Raw genomic sequence first — 16,714 nt, forward strand, 5'->3', positions numbered from 1 at the left:
CGCTAGCCTTGCTTCGCAATAGGAAAAACCAGCACAGTGTTACCTGATAAAGCACGGTCTAAATTGTCTTCATGAGCGACTTTCTCTGTGAGCAACGGCCAGTTATGTGTCATGTCTAGAATAAAGCTGCCATACGACCAGCTGCCTTTTCTTTTGGTTACCTCTACTTTCAACCCTTGGGCGTGAGAAGACAGCTTCATGCTTAAAGAAACGGGTAGGGATAGTTGATTATGGCTGGTGGCTTTAAAATGAAACTGCAAGCACTTACCGGTTTCACTGGCTGCTTGTAGGCGTTTGGTTTGGTGGATTTCAAGATCGGCTCCCCATAGCAATACAGAGTGGCAAGCGCCGCTTTTGAGGCACTGCTCAGCTGCCCACAACGCATCGAGATCACGTTGAGGTTGTATAACGAGAATGTTCTCTAACTCAATCCCTTGGTTACTAAAAAACTCGGCACAGATCTTTCCTGGCGGGTTAATGAATATGGCCAGTTTTTGTGAGTTTTGCTGAGCTAAATAGGGTGTAAGCAGGCGAAGTTCACCGATCCCTTGTTGTGATTCAACTTCAATAACGCCGTGCGTAGGGAAGCCACCATCAAGCTGTTTATCCAGTTGCGAATAGCCTGTCGAAGTGGTACTTCTTTGCGTTGTCGATTGTAACCCTTTCCAGATTAGCTGGCGGTCTTGTAAGTTTTTTATGAGTTCATGCATAGTTAAATACCTGTATGTTCATACAGTATATTTAACTATGAAAAAGATGCAAAGCAAAATGATGAGAATTAGGTGAACTAAATATTAGATGCTTGATTTAGATACAAAAAAAGTCGCTACGGAAGCGACTTTTTACTGTTGGTAATGATATCAGTTACTTAGGTTGAGCATCGATACATTGGCCATTAATGTCTGTCACACTTGGGTTCATTAAGTGTAGGTACAGCGGGATGATGTCGAGTGGCGTTTTTAGTTTGTTTGCATCTTCCCCTGGGTACGCTTTTGCACGCATGCGTGTTTGCGTGCCGCCTGGGTTGATCGCGTTAACACGGATGTTTGTGTCTTCAAGCTCGTCCGCTAAGATCTGCATCATACCTTCGGTAGCAAACTTAGAAATCGCATAAGTGCCCCAGAATGCACGGCCAGAGTGACCAACGGTCGAAGAGGTGAATACGATACGACCCGCTTCCGCTTTCTTAAGTGCAGGTAAAAGTGCTTGAGTCATCAAGAACTCAGACTTCACATTGATCTGCATAACATCATCAAAGGTTTCTTCATCAATCTGCTCAAACGGGCTCAGAGTACCTAAAACGCCAGCGTTATGAAGTAGGCCGTCTAAACGACCGAACTGCGATTCAATGGTTTCAGCCATATCAATGTAGTTCTGTTTTGTCGCACCTTTTAAATCCAATGGGATAATCGCAGGCTGCGGGTAACCAGCGCTTTCGATTTCATCGTAAATGAATTCAAGGTTTTTAACATTGCGGCCTAATAGAATGACAGTTGCGCCATGTTGAGCGAAGCTTAGTGCTGCTTGGCGACCAATGCCAGCACCGGCACCTGTAACCAAAATTACTTTATCTTTGAGGGCATCTGTAGAGATCGGGTAATCCACTGTGCTTATCCTTCTTTCTTTTATTATGTTCGTCATTCCATTGATGTTTAATCACACAGATAACCGCAGGAATGATGAGAAATTCTTGGTAATCGTGACAAGATGGTTACAATACACTAATTCATACAATAGGGGATATGACATTGGAATTTTTGTTGGACTACGGCTTGTTTTTAGCCAAGATTGCGACCGTTGTAATCGCCATCATTGCAATTTTAGTGATTGCTAAATCTGTGGGTGGAAAATCAAGCGCGATTAAAGGTGAGCTGGAAATCACGAACCTATCTGAACACCATAAACAAACGATTGAACAATTAGAGCACCATCTACACGATGATGCTTTCATCAAAGCCCGTGATAAAGCAGAAAAGAAAGCCGAAAAAGAGAAAGTAAAATCACGCGGTAAAGAAGTGAAGAAAGCAGCGAAAGAGGGCGAGCTTAATAGCAAGCGTGAACCACATCTATTCGTTCTTGATTTTAACGGCAGCATTGATGCGAAAGAAGTGGCTTCATTACGTGAAGAGGTAACGGCGGTTCTGGCTGTGGCTCGTGAAGGCGATGAAGTTTTGCTTAAGCTTGAGTCTGGCGGTGGCATGGTTCACGGCTATGGTCTAGCGTCTTCTCAACTTGATCGTATCAAAGCGGCAGGCCTGCCTTTGACTATTTCGGTAGACAAAGTGGCGGCAAGTGGCGGTTACATGATGGCATGTATTGCAGACAAAATTGTATCTGCACCTTTTGCTATCGTTGGCTCTATTGGCGTTATTGCTCAACTACCAAACTTCAACAAACTGCTTAAAAAGCATGATATTGAGTTCGAACAGCTAACGGCGGGTGAGTACAAACGCACGCTTACTATGTTTGGTGAGAACAGCGATAAAGCACGCGAGAAGTTTAAAGAAGAGCTAGAAGAAACCCATGGCCTGTTCAAAGACTTTATTCGTGATCACCGCCCAGCACTCGATCTTGAAAAAGTAGCGACGGGTGAGCACTGGTTTGGAACACAAGCACATGAACTTGGGCTGGTGGATGAGATCAGCACTTCTGATGATTTAGTTGTAGCTGCATGTAAGGACAAAACGGTTCTAGCGATTCATTATGTACAGAAGAAAAAGCTGTCAGACAAGCTAGCAGGCGTGGCAGGTAAATCTGCAGACAGCGTGCTGATGAAGCTGATTGAACGCGGTCAAAAGCCGATCGTTTAATATTGTTTGTTTAAGACGCTAGAGCTCAAGAAGCTAGAGCCAAAAGAAGCTGAAAAAGAAAGCGCATAAGTCATCCGACTTATGCGCTTTTTTATTGCTCCACTTCCGAGCGGGTGACCACTATGTTGTAGGGGGAGCGGAGTTTTATACACATCACCGGTTTACTGTGATGAGTACTAAATCTTGGCTCCATAATCATTACGTTTTGGACAAGTAGTCAGAATCTCTCGATGACCTGTGTCTTTGAGTTCTTCCAAAATTACATCAAATCCCCATAAACGATAGAGATGCTTCATTACTTCGTCGTAGCCTTTATCAAGCGGGATACGGTCATGAGGCACATACTGCAGTGTCATTGAGCGGTCGCCACGAACATCGACGTTAAAAACCTGAATATTTGGTTCAAGGTTACTTAGGTTGTATTGCGCCGCAAGCTTCTCACGAATCAGGCGATAGCCCGGATCATCGTGAATAGCACTCACTTCGATGGTATTTTTACGATCGTCGTCGAGTACAGAGAACAACTTAAAGTCTCGAATGATTTTTGGAGAAAGGTATTGGCTGATGAAGCTTTCATCTTTGAAGTTGTGCATTGCAAAGTGCACCGCTTCTAGCCAGTCACTCCCAGCTAGATCTGGGAACCATTCTCTATCTTCATCGGTTGGTTCTTCACAAATACGTCGGATGTCTCTAAACATCGCAAAGCCAAGCGCATAAGGGTTTATCCCACTGAAATAAGGGCTGTTGTACGCGGGTTGTGCTACGACACTGGTGTGGCTGTGAAGGAATTCTAAGATGAACTTATCACTCACCAAGCCTTCGTCATAAAGATGATTCAGAATGGTGTAGTGCCAGAAGGTTGCCCAACCCTCATTCATCACTTGAGTTTGTTTTTGAGGATAGAAATACTGGCTTACCTTACGAACGATACGAACACACTCACGTTGCCAAGGTTCAAGCAGCGGGGCGTTCTTCTCGATAAAGTAGAGAATGTTTTCTTGAGGCTCGCTAGGAAAGCGGACCTTAGTTTCTTCTTCCTTACTTTTATTTTGAGGAACGGTTCGCCACAGCTCATTCACTTGAGATTGCAGATAAGCTTCGCGTTCTTCTTGTCTTGCAGTTTCTTCTGCAATGGAGATCTTCTCAGGGCGTTTGTATCTGTCTACGCCGTAATTCATCAGTGCATGGCAAGAATCAAGAAGTTGCTCAACCTCAGCGACGCCATATTTCTCTTCACAGCCACTAATGTACTTCTTAGCGAACAACAAGTAATCGATGATGGAACTGGCATCTGTCCATGTTTGGAACAGGTAGTTACCTTTAAAGAAAGAGTTGTGACCGTAACAAGCGTGAGCCATTACCAATGCCTGCATCGTGACCGTGTTTTCTTCCATCAGATAAGCGATACAAGGATCGGAGTTGATCACGATTTCGTACGCCAAGCCCATCTGACCATGCTTGTAGTTTTGTTCGGTTTGAATGAATTTCTTACCAAATGACCAGTGGTTGTAATTGATCGGCATACCAATGCTCGAGTAGGCATCCATCATCTGTTCAGAAGTAATCACTTCAATTTGGTTTGGGTAAGTATCTAAACGGTAATGCTGCGCCACACGTTTAATTTCTACGTGGTATTTCTCCAAGAGGTTGAACGTCCAATCTGGACCATCAGGCAGCATCTTGTTGTTTTTCTTTTGTGCAGCTTTTTTCTCTGCAACGTTTGATTTCGCTGTCATGGCAAACCCCCTTACGCTGTCTCTTTCTGGAACAGTTCTCTAAACACGGGAAAGATATCATCTACTGTTTTGATGTTTTTCATCGCGAAGTTATCGAAGCTGGCTTCTAACTTCTCATACTCGTGCCAAAGCGTTTGGTGAGAGCGGCGTGTGATTTCTATATAAGAGTAATATTGGCAAGTTGGCAGAAGCGTATTGACCAACAGCTCTTTACAACGAGGCGAGTCATCAGCCCAGTTATCGCCATCAGAAGCTTGTGCCGCATAGATGTTCCACTCGTTAGCTGGGTAGCGATCTGCAACTATTTCTTTCATCAGTTTTAATGCACTAGAAACGATGGTGCCGCCGGTCTCTTGCGAGTAGAAGAATTCATGCTCGTCGACTTCTTTTGCCTGAGTATGGTGACGAATAAACACCACATCGACGTTTTCGTAGGTGCGGTTTAGGAACAGGTACAGAAGGACATAAAAGCGCTTCGCAATATCTTTCGTGGCTTGGTCCATTGAACCAGATACATCCATTAGACAGAACATCACGGCTTGACTAGATGGAATAGGGCGCTTCTCGTAGTTTTTAAAGCGTAGGTCGAAGGTGTCAATGAATGGCACGCTTTCAATTTTTTTACGTAATTCAGCAATCTCTTCTTTCAAGCGACTTTCTTCAAAAGGTTGTGCTGGCTCCGTCATTTTAACTTGGTCAAGTTGCTCCATCAGTAGATTAAGCTCGCGCTTTTTACCTGCTGTCATCGCGGTTCTACGAGCCAAAGATTGCTGCAGGGAACGAACAATGGCGATGTTGGATGGAATCCCCGCGCTTTGATAACCAGAGCGGTGAGTTTTCCATTCAGTGATTTTGTTGACTTGGTTCTTCTCTAGATTAGGCAGAGCGAGATCTTCAAAGAGAATATCGAGATACTCATCTTTTGAAATCTGGAAGGTAAATTCATCTTGGCCTTCGCCATCAGGGCTCGCGTCGCCTTGGCCTGAGCCACCACCTTGACCGCCACCTTTAGGGCGTTCGATTTTATCACCAGTGATGAACTGATCATTACCAGGGTGAACGCGTTCTCTTACGCCGCCTTGACCTTGGTGAAAACTTGGCTCTTTGATGTCTTTATGGGGAATAGTAACGTCTTCACCCGTTTCAGTATTGGTGATTGAGCGTCGGTTAACTGCATCGGCCACAGATTCTTTGATTTGCTCTTTATGGCGTCGTAAGAAACGCTGTCTATTCACAGCACTCTTATTCTTGCCATTGAGCCTCCGATCGATAAATTGTGCCATAAGAACTCCCTCTCAGCTGATGTCGCGATCCTACTTTTTGTTAGGTTATATGAGTTATTAGGATATAAGAGTTATTGATTTGTACGAGCTGCTCACGTGAGCAGCTCAATACAGTTGGGTTTATGAGGATTTACGAACTCTTAGATACCACTCAGATAGCAGTCTCACTTGTTTCTCGGTGTAGCCTTTTTCCATCATACGAGCAACGAAGTCGTCATGTTTTTTCTGATCATCCGTTGAGGTTTTAGCATTGAACGAAATAACAGGAAGCAGCTCTTCTGTGTTAGAGAACATTTTCTTCTCAATCACAGTGCGCAGTTTCTCGTAGCTCGTCCAAACTGGGTTTTGACCGTTATTGTTGGCTTTGGCACGAAGCACAAAGTTCACAATCTCATTTCGGAAGTCTTTAGGGTTACTGATACCGGCTGTTTTCTCGATTTTCTCTAGTTCACCATTTAGAGAAGCACGGTCAAATAGCTGGCCTGTTTCTGGATCGCGGTACTCTTGGTCTTGAATCCAGAAGTCTGCGTAGGTTACGTAGCGGTCGAAAATGTTCTGACCATACTCAGAGTAAGACTCTAGGTAAGCAGTTTGAATCTCTTTGCCGATGAACTCTACGTAGCGTGGTACTAGGTATCCTTTCAAGAACTCTAGGTACTTCTCAGCGGTTTCTTGAGGGAATTGCTCACGTTCGATTTGCTGTTCAATCACGTAGAACAGATGCACTGGGTTCGCAGCCACTTCGGCTTGATCGAAGTTAAACACACGAGACAAGATCTTAAAGGCGAAACGAGTTGAAAGCCCAGACATGCCTTCGTCAACGCCTGCGTAGTCTCGGTACTCTTGGTAGCTCTTCGCTTTTGGATCGGTATCTTTTAGAGTTTCACCATCGTAAACACGCATTTTTGAGAACAGAGATGAGTTTTCAGGCTCTTTCAGTCTCGATAGGATGCTGAATTGGGATAGCAGATCGAGTGTGCTTGGTGAACAAGGCGCTTTGGATAACTCACTGTGTTCAAGCAGTTTCTGGTAGATCTTAACTTCTTCAGAGACGCGCAGACAGTAAGGGACTTTTACAATGTACACACGGTCGAGGAAGGCTTCGTTATTTTTGTTATTACGGAAGGTCTGCCACTCTGATTCGTTCGAGTGAGCCAGAATCATACCGTCAAATGGCAGTGCAGAAAGCCCTTCTGTACCGTTGAAGTTACCTTCTTGTGTTGCTGTTAATAGAGGGTGCAGTACCTTGATGGGTGCTTTGAACATCTCCACGAATTCCATCACACCTTGGTTGGCTTTACATAACGCACCAGAGTAGCTGTAGGCATCGGGATCATCTTGAGAGAAGTGCTCAAGTTTTCGGATATCAACTTTACCAACCAGAGACGAGATATCTTGGTTGTTTTCATCACCTGGCTCTGTTTTCGCGATCGCAACTTGATCGAGAATCGAAGGGCGCAGTTTGATGACTTTGAATTTGGAAATATCACCGCCAAAATCGTGCAGACGTTTCGCTGCCCACGGAGACATAATCGAGCGAAGATAGCGTTTCTCAATGCCGTATTCGTTCTTCAATAAGTCGCCATCTTCGTTTACATCGAATAGGCAGAATGGGTGATCGTTTACTGGGCTTCGTTCACCGTCAGCAGACAACACATAGATTGGTAGTTTCTGCATCAGGGCTTTGAGTTTTTCAGCGAGAGATGATTTACCACCGCCCACTGGGCCAAGTAGGTAAAGGATTTGTTTACGTTCTTCTAAACCTTGCGCAGCATGTTTTAAGTAAGAAACAATCTGTTCGATCGCATCTTCCATGCCGTAGAAATCTTTAAATTCGCTGTAGCGTGAGATGACACGGTTCGAGAAAATACGACTCAGTTGAGGGTCTTGAGCGGTGTCAATGACCTCCGGTTCGCCAATGGCTAGTAATAAGCGCTCGGCAGCATTAGCGTAAGCACTTTTATCATCTTTACACAGCCCTAAGAACTCTTGCAATGTCAGCTCTTCTTCCTTGGCTGCTTCATAACGTGATTGATAGTGGTCAAAAATACTCATAGTCACATTCCCCTTGTTAACCAGTCAAAACTGACGAGCGATTGAAAAATAGGCTCTCCCTACATTTTAAGGTTAGACCTGCTTCCACAATTTTGCTTAACAATTATGTATTTATTTACAATTTTACGTGTAAAAAACGTGGCGAGCGCAATAGGCGACTTGAGGCACGTAGAATCAATTATTTTACATTCGAGGGGATTTGGCCGTATGTTTTGCGATTTTAGCCCGCTTAACAATACTTGCACTGGATTTATGTGTATTAGATGTATAACTAGGCCTTATTGATTTTTAAGTACTAAGTACCATATAATGCGAGGCGTTATCAAAAATTGCTCAATAAATAGGTAGATGTAGTGAAGAATAATGGGTTAAAAATAGTGGCTATCAGTACTGCGTTACTGGCTTCAACAGCAACACAAGCAAAAATCTCGCAGTGGTCACTGGGCGTTGCCGCCTCTTATTCTCCGGCTGTTTATAAAGATACACCGTCAAACCGCGCTGTGATTCCTATGATTGGTTATGAAGGTGAGCACTTCTTTATGCGCGGATTTAGCGCTGGCTACCGCTTATTACCTGCAGGTTCACCGCAAAACATCGTCTTTCGAGCTGTTTATGATCCAAGAACATTAAAGCCGAGTGACTCCGACAATGTCGATATTCAGAAGTTAGATGAGCGTGAAGCTTCGGTGTTAGGAGGTATTAGCTATCAAGTGATTACGCTGGTGGGAATGTTTGAAGCGACAGCGGGTTCGGACTTAGGCTTTAAGCACAACGGAATTTATGCAGAAGCTGCGTGGCGGTTGCCAATTCGTCGTAATGGCTGGGCGATTACCCCATCTATTGGTTACGCCTACAACAGCGAGCGTTTGAACAATCATTTATACGGTGTGAGTTCAGCAGAGGCGGCAAGAACTAACTTAAATGAATTCGACGCAGATTGGGATGGTCAATACTTTGTTGGTTTAGGTGGCTATCTGCACGTTACGCCAAATATACGAGTCACTGGTGGTGTTCGCTATACTAACCTTGAAGGTGATATCGAGAATAGCCCAATACTTGAAAGTGGAATCAACATGGCCGCGAACGTTGGTGTGGCTTACGTTTTCTAGTTACTTGGCTTCTCTTTGAACACGAAAATCAAAAAAGGGTTACTCATTATGAGTAACCCTTTTTATTGGAATTTTTTAAGGTTATTGCTTATCTATTAACGTATTAAGCGCTAAAGATTTGAGATAGCTCTGTCGCACACAGGTGGTATTGACGAGGGCAGTTGCGCCATGTTGTTAGCATGCGACGGTACTTCTCTAGCATTGGCATTTGGCTGTTGAAGTGGTGATCGGCTTTGTCGAATTGAGGGTAAAGACCTTCAGAATCAACAAGGAAACGCACGTAGTGTACGATCTGAGCTTCAGAAGCGATATCAAAACCTAAGAACTGTAGGCGACGTTGGTCTACTTCAGCACGCTCTTGTTCAGCAAGCATTTTGTTCGACTCTTGCATTGCATGGTACATCTCCATGATGTCGATAATTTCGCGACATTCTGCTTCAGTCAAACAACCAAACTCTTTGTTCAGCTCGCGCATTTGGAGTTCGTAACCGCGTTCTACAATCGTTTGTAGACGTTGGTATTTAGCGGAGTTCTCAGGATCCATTTGAGACATTAGGTAGTATTGATTTGATAGAATTAGACGCTGAGCATTGGTCATTTCCATGGGAGGAGCCTCACTAAAAACTAAATGTTGTATTCTTTTGTTGCAGTAAGAGTAACAGCATTCCTACGAGTGGAAACATGATCTCAACACGGATTTAATATGATTTTTTGAATTGATAAACAAAAGTTGTAAAGAAAAGTGAAAGGATATTCCAACAAGAAAAGAAAACGCCCCATTCGAAATTGAAGCGTTTGAAGTACTATGAACGTAAGTCGAGATTAGTATTTTACGTTTGAATGGTACTGGCTAAGCACAGCAACAATCTCGTCCATTTTCTCTTTGCTTGGCGGGTTTGTACCTTCAAGAGGGTAGTCAAAACCAAGCGCTTCCCACTTATGTGCACCAAGCTTGTGGTATGGAAGCAGTTCTACTTTCTCGATGTTATCCATGTCTTTGATGAATTCACCTAGAAGATGAGCATCTTCAGGTGTATCCGTGTAGCCAGGGACAATCACATAACGAATCCACGTCTTCTTACCAATTTTGTGTAAGTAGCGTGCGAAGTCCAGAGTACGTCTGTTTGATACACCAATGAAGTCGTGGTGAATCTCATCTCGCATGTGTTTGAGATCAAGCATCACAAGATCAGAGGCTTCTAGTACTTCATCAACCACTTCTGTGTGCTTACGAATGTAGCCATTAGTATCAAGACACGTGTGGATGCCTTCAGCTTGAGCTGCGCGGAAAAAGTCACGAACAAACTCAGGTTGTAGCATCGCTTCACCACCAGAACAGGTGATACCACCGCCTGATGCTTTCATGAAATGACGGTATGATTTTGCTTCGTTGATGATCTCTTCGACCGTTACTTCCTTTCCGTCATGAAGATCCCATGTATCACGGTTATGACAGTACATACAACGCATTAAGCAGCCTTGAAGAAACACAATAAAGCGGATACCAGGGCCATCGACAGTACCACAAGATTCAAATGAGTGAATGCGACCAGTTGTAGACATGAGCTATTCTCGTAGAGGAATTTATACTGTTTATTTTATTACAAAAACGGTACATAAAATAGGGTCAAATGGTAACGAGACCTTTAAAAATAAAGGCAACCACCTGTGCAGATGATTGCCTTTATTAAACTTGAAAAGTAAAGGACTAAAGCCCTTGCTATTGGCTAGAAGAAAGCAAACATTGTAATACCGCCGGTGGTGTACATCGACTCTTTTGCTTCTTTGTAATCAGGCGTTTTTGCTGTTAGCGCGAAAGAGGCACCAACGTATTGGTTATACCAAGCCACACCCAATACAGCTGTCGCTTGAATGTTCTCTAAAGTAACATCGTAGATCGCTGGGTCTTCATTATTTTTATGAGCGTACTCATCAACACCAGAGCGATCGCCTTCGATTGTTAGATCGTTAAATCGGTAACGACCTTCAAGGCCTGCATAGGTAAACCAGCCAGTGTTCGAGCCACCAATCATGCCCGGCTTGAATGGGTTTTCTGTGGTGATGTTAGCCGCGCCAAGGTTACCACCCAAATCCGTACCCCAACGGAACATAAAACCAGTCGAGATATCACTTCTAAAGTTACCGACGTTGATCTCTGAAACGTTAGAGATCTCAAAGTCAGTATTTGCTAAAGCTTGATTACGCATTAGGTTGAAATGGCTTAAATAACCAACGCTGCCCGCCCACTCATCATCAACTTGGTATTCCCAACCCATAGGCTCATCTGACTTTGTGATCGAGTGAACTAGCTTTTGAGCGTCTTCTGAAAGTGCGCGCTCGCCAGTTGTACCAAACGTGATGTTAAAACGTTGGGCTTGTTGTGGGTTCAAACTAATGTAGTTGAATTCAGTGTGAAGGTAACCTGCATATGGACGATCATTGGCTGATGGCGTTTCTAATTCAATATCAGAAGGTGTGTACATCTTATGGCCAATGGTAATTTCCCATTTGTCTAGAGAGCTTGCGCCCCAGTAAGAAAGGCTCAGTGGTTTTACCCAGTTGTATGGCGTAATACTTGATGATGTGTAACCCAGAAATAAGCCGTTGGTATAGTCTTGGTCGACACCAAAAATACCATCGTTATCTAAAGCAAAAGTTAACGTAGAACGGTCAGATGCCAGAGATGAAAAAGAGAGAAGGATCAGGGGTAAACAACGCAGGTATTTCATGGAGCAGTTACTCTTAAATTATGAACCGCGATATTACCGTAAATTGAGTGGATTTGTGGAAAAAAAGTGAATGATAGGACGCTTTTTTGCTCAACCTAACATTTCGAGGGATAGGCGAGTGAAGTGCAATTTATTTCAGATATAAAAAAGCCCCGCACATTGGCGAGGCTAATATTATTTACTATCTATTAAGCGGTGAGCTTATAGAGACTCAGTAAATGTACGTGCGATTACGTCAGCTTGTTGCTCTGCAGTTAGAGAGTTAAAGCGAACAGCGTAACCAGATACACGGATTGTTAGCTGAGGGTATTTCTCAGGGTGCTTAACTGCGTCTTCAAGAGTTTCGCGGTTTAGAACGTTAACGTTAAGGTGTTGACCACCTTCAATGCCAGCTTCGTGGTGGAAGTAACCATCCATTAGGCCTGCAAGGTTAGCACGTTGGCTGTCTTGTTCTTTACCTAGTGCGTTTGGCACGATAGAGAACGTGTAAGAAATACCATCTTGTGCGTCAGCAAACGGTAGTTTACCTACAGACGTTAGTGAAGCTACAGCGCCTTTCTCATCACGACCGTGCATTGGGTTAGCACCAGGAGCGAAAGGAGCGCCAGCACGACGACCGTCTGGAGTGTTACCTGTTTTCTTACCGTAAACCACGTTAGACGTGATAGTAAGAACTGACTGTGTAGGGATTGAATCACGGTAAGTCTTAAGCTTACGGATTTTGTTCATGAACGTAGAAACTAGTTCACAAGCAATGTCATCTACACGAGAGTCGTTATTACCGTATTTAGGGTAATCGCCTTCGATTTCGAAGTCAGTTGCGATGCCATCTTCGTCGCGGATTGGTTTAACAGTCGCGAATTTGATTGCAGACAGTGAGTCAGCAGCAACAGAAAGACCAGCGATACCACAAGCCATTGTACGACGAACGTCACGGTCATGAAGAGCCATTAGAGACGCTTCGTAGCTGTACTTGTCGTGCATGTAGTGGATGCTGTTTAGCGCAGTCACGTATTGCTTAGCTAGCCAATCCATGAATGTGTCTAGGCGACCCATTACGTCATCGTAGTTTAGAACTTCGTCAGTGATCTTGTCAGACTTAGGACCAACTTGAAGCTTAAGCTTCTCATCTACACCGCCGTTGATTGCGTAAAGCATTGTTTTCGCAAGGTTAGCACGAGCACCGAAGAACTGCATTTGCTTACCAACGATCATTGGAGATACACAACAAGCGATAGCGTAATCATCAGACTCTAGGTCAGGACGCATTAGGTCATCATTTTCGTACTGGATAGAAGAAGTATCGATAGATACCTTCGCACAGAAACGCTTGAAGCCGTCAGGTAGTTGCTCAGACCAAAGAACAGTGATGTTTGGCTCTGGAGAAGGACCCATCGTGTATAGAGAGTTTAGGAAACGGAAGTTCGAACGCGTTACTAGCGTACGACCGTCGATACCCATACCACCCATAGACTCTGTTGCCCAGATTGGGTCGCCAGAGAATAGCTCATCGTACTCAGGAGTACGTAGGAAACGAACCATACGCAGCTTCATTACGAAGTGGTCGATCATTTCCTGTGCTTGTTCTTCAGTGATTTTGCCAGCAGCGATATCACGTTCGATGTAGATGTCTAGGAAAGTCGAAGTACGACCTAGAGACATTGCAGCACCGTTTTGAGATTTAACAGCAGCTAGGTAGCCGAAGTAAGTCCACTGGATAGCTTCTTGAGCAGTTTGAGCTGGCTCAGAGATATCGAAACCGTATTTCTCAGCCATTTGTTTGATTTGACCTAGAGCACGATGTTGCTCAGAGATCTCTTCACGCAGTTGCATTGTTTCTGCTAGGTTTTCACCGTTTTCGAATTGCTCTTGAAGAGAAGCAAACTGAGCTTGCTTGTCTTTCATTAGGAAGTCGATACCGTAAAGTGCAACACGACGGTAGTCACCAATGATACGACCACGGCCGTAAGCATCAGGAAGACCAGTCAGAACACCAGACTTACGACATTTTAGGATATCAGGAGTGTAGATATCGAAAACGCCAGCGTTGTGTGTTTTACGGTATTCTGAGTAGATTTTTGAAACCATTGGGTCAAGAGTTTCACCGTATGCTTTACAAGAACCTTCAACCATACGTACACCACCGTTAGGGATGATTGCACGTTTTAGTGGCTTCTCAGTTTGTAGACCAACGATAGTCTCAAGATCTTTCTCGATGTAACCTGCATCGTGAGCAGTAATGGTAGAGATAACAGAAGTATCGAAGTCTACAGGTGCTTTAGTTGCGTTTTCCTGTTTGATACCTTCCATTACCGAAGACCAAAGCTTGTTAGTTGCTTCAGTACCCTCAGAAACTAGGAAAGACTCGTCGCCTTCATACGGCGTGTAGTTCTTTTGAATGAAATCACGAACGTTTACTTCGCTTTGCCACTCACCTGCAGCAAAATCTTCCCAAGCTTTAGCAAATTGCTCTGCCATGACATACCTACCTTTTTAGTAGAAAAAATACGTACATTAACACTGTTGAGCCAGCGCCCCTCGTAAGGGTAGTACACTCTTATTAATAACAATATATATGAGCATATAAGCATCATATGGTTATATATATTGTCACTACCTTTTATATGTTGTCTTTACTCTATGTATTCAAGACTACGCTAAAAAATTTCTGCAAACCTTAAACTAAATCAATAAATGCCAAAAAAAGTTGAAAAAATTTGAGTGGCAGGGGTTGCCACCCAAACTTTTTTTTAATCCTAATACTACTTTTGTGTAGTAAGGACCATTATAGCCAAGCTTTTAGACCATATTGACCTTCTAGCATACCAACTGCAAGCATTGCCACTAGACAGATAACTAAAACGCCAACAGGGATAACAATCTTATCTACAAATGATAGACGCTTTGCACGCTCTTTATCACCAATTAGACCATTATTATCAAGAAGCATAGTTAGTGCCCATGCTAATACTGGGTTAACAACCGCTGAACCAAAGATACAGATACCAGCCGCTTGAGAATCTTTTGAATCCTTAACCATTTGCATGCCTGCTTCAAGTAAAGGTAGAGATACACCTACAAGTAGCGCAACACGCATCACTGGTGGCCATACTGCTACGTCCATCGGGAAACCAAGAATCGCAACAATAATACATAGAGAACCAAGCAAGATTGCGCCGCCAGGAATTGGACGTTTCGCGATTGCTGCTGGGATCATGTAAGTACCCCAAGAAGATGTGATGTTACCACCACCAACTGCAGTACCTACCATTTGACGAACAGAACACATAGTCATTGTGTCATCAACATCCATCAGAACTTTTTCAGAACGTTTAGGGTAGTTCAGTTCTTGGAAGATACGGTGACCTAGGAAGTCAGGAGACCACATTGCTACAGCAAGAATTGCAAATGGTAGAGATGCGATGAAGTGTTCAACGTTTGGCAAGCCAAGCATCCAACCTTCAGAAGTAGAACCCCACCAGTAAACTGGGTTTAGGTTTGGGATACCCATTTCAGTTTCGAATACGATGTCGAAACCAGCACCTAGTACTAATGCAATAGCAAGGCCTGTGAATGCACAAACAGGGATAGCTAACCAACGCTTGTTCACTTTTGCTAAGAAAGCGTAGATAGCAATAGTAATAGCAAGAACGATTAAACCAACGTAACCCATGCTGCCCGCTTCAACAGTAGAAGATTGAAGACCAACCGCCCACTCTTGAATTGAGTTGATTTGGCTCATGGTACCCGTTAGGCCTAAGAATATGAGCAAGCCACCAGCAGTACCTTCCGAAGTAAGGTTAACCAACTTGGAGCCGCCTTTTAGGAAACTTAGGATTAGACCGAAGACACCGATAAGGATTGCCAATGCAAGAGGGTGAGCACCAGCTAGAGCGATGGTACCGATAAGAGGAATCATTGGGCCGTGGTTACCGGCAAGGTTTGCTTTAGGGTTAAAGAAACCAGAAGCAAGAATACAGAACAGCAGTGCAGGGATAAGCATTTCTACACGAGCTACTTCAATCGCAAACTCTTTTCCAAGGTTTACGTGATCCCAAGCTTGAGTTAGGCCATCAGCCCAAGACATCATTACTGCCGAGTACATCGCGATGATACCAATGGTACCAGCAAGTGCAGGAACAAGGTCTTCTAGTTCAAAGCGGAAGTCACGACCAGGAAGGTTTAAGCCGAAGCGGCGAGGCTTCATGATTTGAAGTTCGTGGTCTAGGTAATCTGAGCGGCTCTCAAACTCAGAAGCAGGGCGGTGTAGCTCTTTATAGCTTTTCTCTTCTACTTCAGAGTTCGCATTGTTCACAACGTCTGACATAGATTCCTCATATTTTTATGTTAGTAATTCTAAAATTGAATTCTATAAGTTCGCGTAATTGCGTTATTTCTTAGTTATAACTCATTAACATTATGTTGCACGGTTTTAATGTGCCTTATGCAGCTAAGTTAAAAGAAATGTTTGGCATTTTTAATGCCTTATTCTTTGCTGAGGAGTCTAACAAGCTTACCCTTTAGGGTGATTGATCTTGATCACTTTATGAGTGTATGTGAAAGAAAGCTACAAAACGCAGCGATTCATTAACTTCCCGTTGATGAATCGTGTAATTAGTTTTCACAAACTGTCGTTTTCTTATCTTCTTCGAGCCTTTACCGCTCTGGCATGAGCTGAGTGCTCCATGTTTACTGAGTTATCTCACTATTACTCGCTTGCCCCTGATTCTTACTAAAATGCTTACAATGTAATAACCTCAAAATAATTGTGCCTTATGTTGAGGTGTTGCGTTGAATGTGCGCGCTATGTTTTGTCGAATGCAATGTTTCTAAGTTCACAAAACTTGTTTTTCTTGTGAGACATCAAGCTACGAGAATCTCATTTTGATTAACTTTATTTAAACAATGTAAGGGGTGTAATTAGGGCTTGTTGATAGAACTCATTCATTAAATTGAGGTGAAAACGCTACCTTTTGCATAATAAGTCAGAGT

The 16,714-nt window shown here is 43.5% G+C and carries 12 protein-coding genes; 2 read left to right on the top strand and 10 right to left on the bottom strand.

Translation table 11 applies throughout. The features are described 5' to 3' along the window. Positions 1 to 2: 2 nt before the first annotated feature. Complete coding sequence (gene imuA, locus BCT34_RS18590; RefSeq protein WP_076656980.1) at positions 3 to 710, bottom strand: translesion DNA synthesis-associated protein ImuA; 708 nt, start codon at positions 708 to 710, stop codon at positions 3 to 5. 154 nt (positions 711 to 864) lie between these two features. After that, the gene (locus BCT34_RS18595) at positions 865 to 1,605 is read right to left on the bottom strand and encodes a YciK family oxidoreductase (RefSeq protein WP_017629695.1); all 741 of its coding nucleotides are present in this window, start codon (positions 1,603 to 1,605) and stop codon (positions 865 to 867) included. A gap of 137 nt (positions 1,606 to 1,742) precedes the next feature. Here BCT34_RS18595 and sohB point away from each other — a divergent pair, with 137 nt between their 5' ends. Continuing rightward, complete coding sequence (gene sohB, locus BCT34_RS18600) at positions 1,743 to 2,810, top strand: protease SohB (RefSeq protein ID WP_076656981.1); 1,068 nt, start codon at positions 1,743 to 1,745, stop codon at positions 2,808 to 2,810. A gap of 176 nt (positions 2,811 to 2,986) precedes the next feature. On the opposite strand, the gene BCT34_RS18605 is transcribed toward sohB, so the two are convergent. The 3 genes from BCT34_RS18605 to BCT34_RS18615 form a co-directional block, all read right to left on the bottom strand. Beyond that, positions 2,987 to 4,546 carry a SpoVR family protein gene (locus BCT34_RS18605; RefSeq protein ID WP_076656982.1) on the bottom strand — a complete coding sequence of 520 codons (1,560 nt, stop codon included), beginning with the start codon at positions 4,544 to 4,546 and terminating at the stop codon, positions 2,987 to 2,989. An 11-nt stretch (positions 4,547 to 4,557) separates the two neighbouring features. After that, entirely contained in the window at positions 4,558 to 5,829 is a 1,272-nt protein-coding gene (locus tag BCT34_RS18610) for a YeaH/YhbH family protein (protein ID WP_009848997.1), read from the bottom strand. Positions 5,830 to 5,949: 120 nt separating this feature from the next. After that, positions 5,950 to 7,884, bottom strand: coding sequence for a PrkA family serine protein kinase (locus BCT34_RS18615; protein WP_048607448.1), 1,935 nt, complete (start codon positions 7,882 to 7,884; stop codon positions 5,950 to 5,952). Positions 7,885 to 8,237: 353 nt separating this feature from the next. Here BCT34_RS18615 and BCT34_RS18620 point away from each other — a divergent pair, with 353 nt between their 5' ends. Continuing rightward, on the top strand, positions 8,238 to 8,993 hold the full coding sequence (locus tag BCT34_RS18620; protein WP_076656983.1) for a MipA/OmpV family protein: 756 nt from the start codon (positions 8,238 to 8,240) through the stop codon (positions 8,991 to 8,993). A gap of 103 nt (positions 8,994 to 9,096) precedes the next feature. On the opposite strand, the gene BCT34_RS18625 is transcribed toward BCT34_RS18620, so the two are convergent. From BCT34_RS18625 to BCT34_RS18645, 5 genes are all read right to left on the bottom strand, one after another. Further along, complete coding sequence (locus BCT34_RS18625; RefSeq protein ID WP_017066932.1) at positions 9,097 to 9,597, bottom strand: YfbU family protein; 501 nt, start codon at positions 9,595 to 9,597, stop codon at positions 9,097 to 9,099. 218 nt (positions 9,598 to 9,815) lie between these two features. After that, positions 9,816 to 10,556, bottom strand: coding sequence for a pyruvate formate lyase 1-activating protein (gene pflA / locus BCT34_RS18630; protein ID WP_010437353.1), 741 nt, complete (start codon positions 10,554 to 10,556; stop codon positions 9,816 to 9,818). A 164-nt stretch (positions 10,557 to 10,720) separates the two neighbouring features. Then, on the bottom strand, positions 10,721 to 11,722 hold the full coding sequence (locus tag BCT34_RS18635) for a lipid A deacylase LpxR family protein (protein ID WP_076656984.1): 1,002 nt from the start codon (positions 11,720 to 11,722) through the stop codon (positions 10,721 to 10,723). A gap of 201 nt (positions 11,723 to 11,923) precedes the next feature. Further along, the gene (gene pflB / locus BCT34_RS18640) at positions 11,924 to 14,200 is read right to left on the bottom strand and encodes a formate C-acetyltransferase (protein ID WP_076656985.1); all 2,277 of its coding nucleotides are present in this window, start codon (positions 14,198 to 14,200) and stop codon (positions 11,924 to 11,926) included. A gap of 307 nt (positions 14,201 to 14,507) precedes the next feature. Beyond that, a complete protein-coding gene (locus BCT34_RS18645) occupies positions 14,508 to 16,049 on the bottom strand; it encodes a DUF3360 family protein (protein ID WP_076656986.1) in 1,542 nt (513 codons plus the stop codon). Positions 16,050 to 16,714 lie beyond the last annotated feature (665 nt).

The sequence above is a fragment of the Vibrio sp. 10N.261.45.E2 genome, assembly GCF_002875705.1.
Taxonomy (GTDB): Bacteria; Pseudomonadota; Gammaproteobacteria; order Enterobacterales; family Vibrionaceae; genus Vibrio.

Bases quoted from the DNA above. Each gene is read 5' to 3' on its own strand.
- BCT34_RS18635 (WP_076656984.1), bottom strand. From the start codon at position 11,722: ATGAAATACCTGCGTTGTTTACCCCTGATCCTTCTCTCTTTTTCATCT.
- sohB (WP_076656981.1), top strand. From the start codon at position 1,743: ATGACATTGGAATTTTTGTTGGACTACGGCTTGTTTTTAGCCAAGATT.
- BCT34_RS18645 (WP_076656986.1), bottom strand. From the start codon at position 16,049: ATGTCAGACGTTGTGAACAATGCGAACTCTGAAGTAGAAGAGAAAAGC.
- BCT34_RS18615 (WP_048607448.1), bottom strand. From the start codon at position 7,884: ATGAGTATTTTTGACCACTATCAATCACGTTATGAAGCAGCCAAGGAA.
- BCT34_RS18610 (WP_009848997.1), bottom strand. From the start codon at position 5,829: ATGGCACAATTTATCGATCGGAGGCTCAATGGCAAGAATAAGAGTGCT.
- pflB (WP_076656985.1), bottom strand. From the start codon at position 14,200: ATGGCAGAGCAATTTGCTAAAGCTTGGGAAGATTTTGCTGCAGGTGAG.
- BCT34_RS18605 (WP_076656982.1), bottom strand. From the start codon at position 4,546: ATGACAGCGAAATCAAACGTTGCAGAGAAAAAAGCTGCACAAAAGAAA.
- imuA (WP_076656980.1), bottom strand. From the start codon at position 710: ATGCATGAACTCATAAAAAACTTACAAGACCGCCAGCTAATCTGGAAA.
- pflA (WP_010437353.1), bottom strand. From the start codon at position 10,556: ATGTCTACAACTGGTCGCATTCACTCATTTGAATCTTGTGGTACTGTC.
- BCT34_RS18625 (WP_017066932.1), bottom strand. From the start codon at position 9,597: ATGGAAATGACCAATGCTCAGCGTCTAATTCTATCAAATCAATACTAC.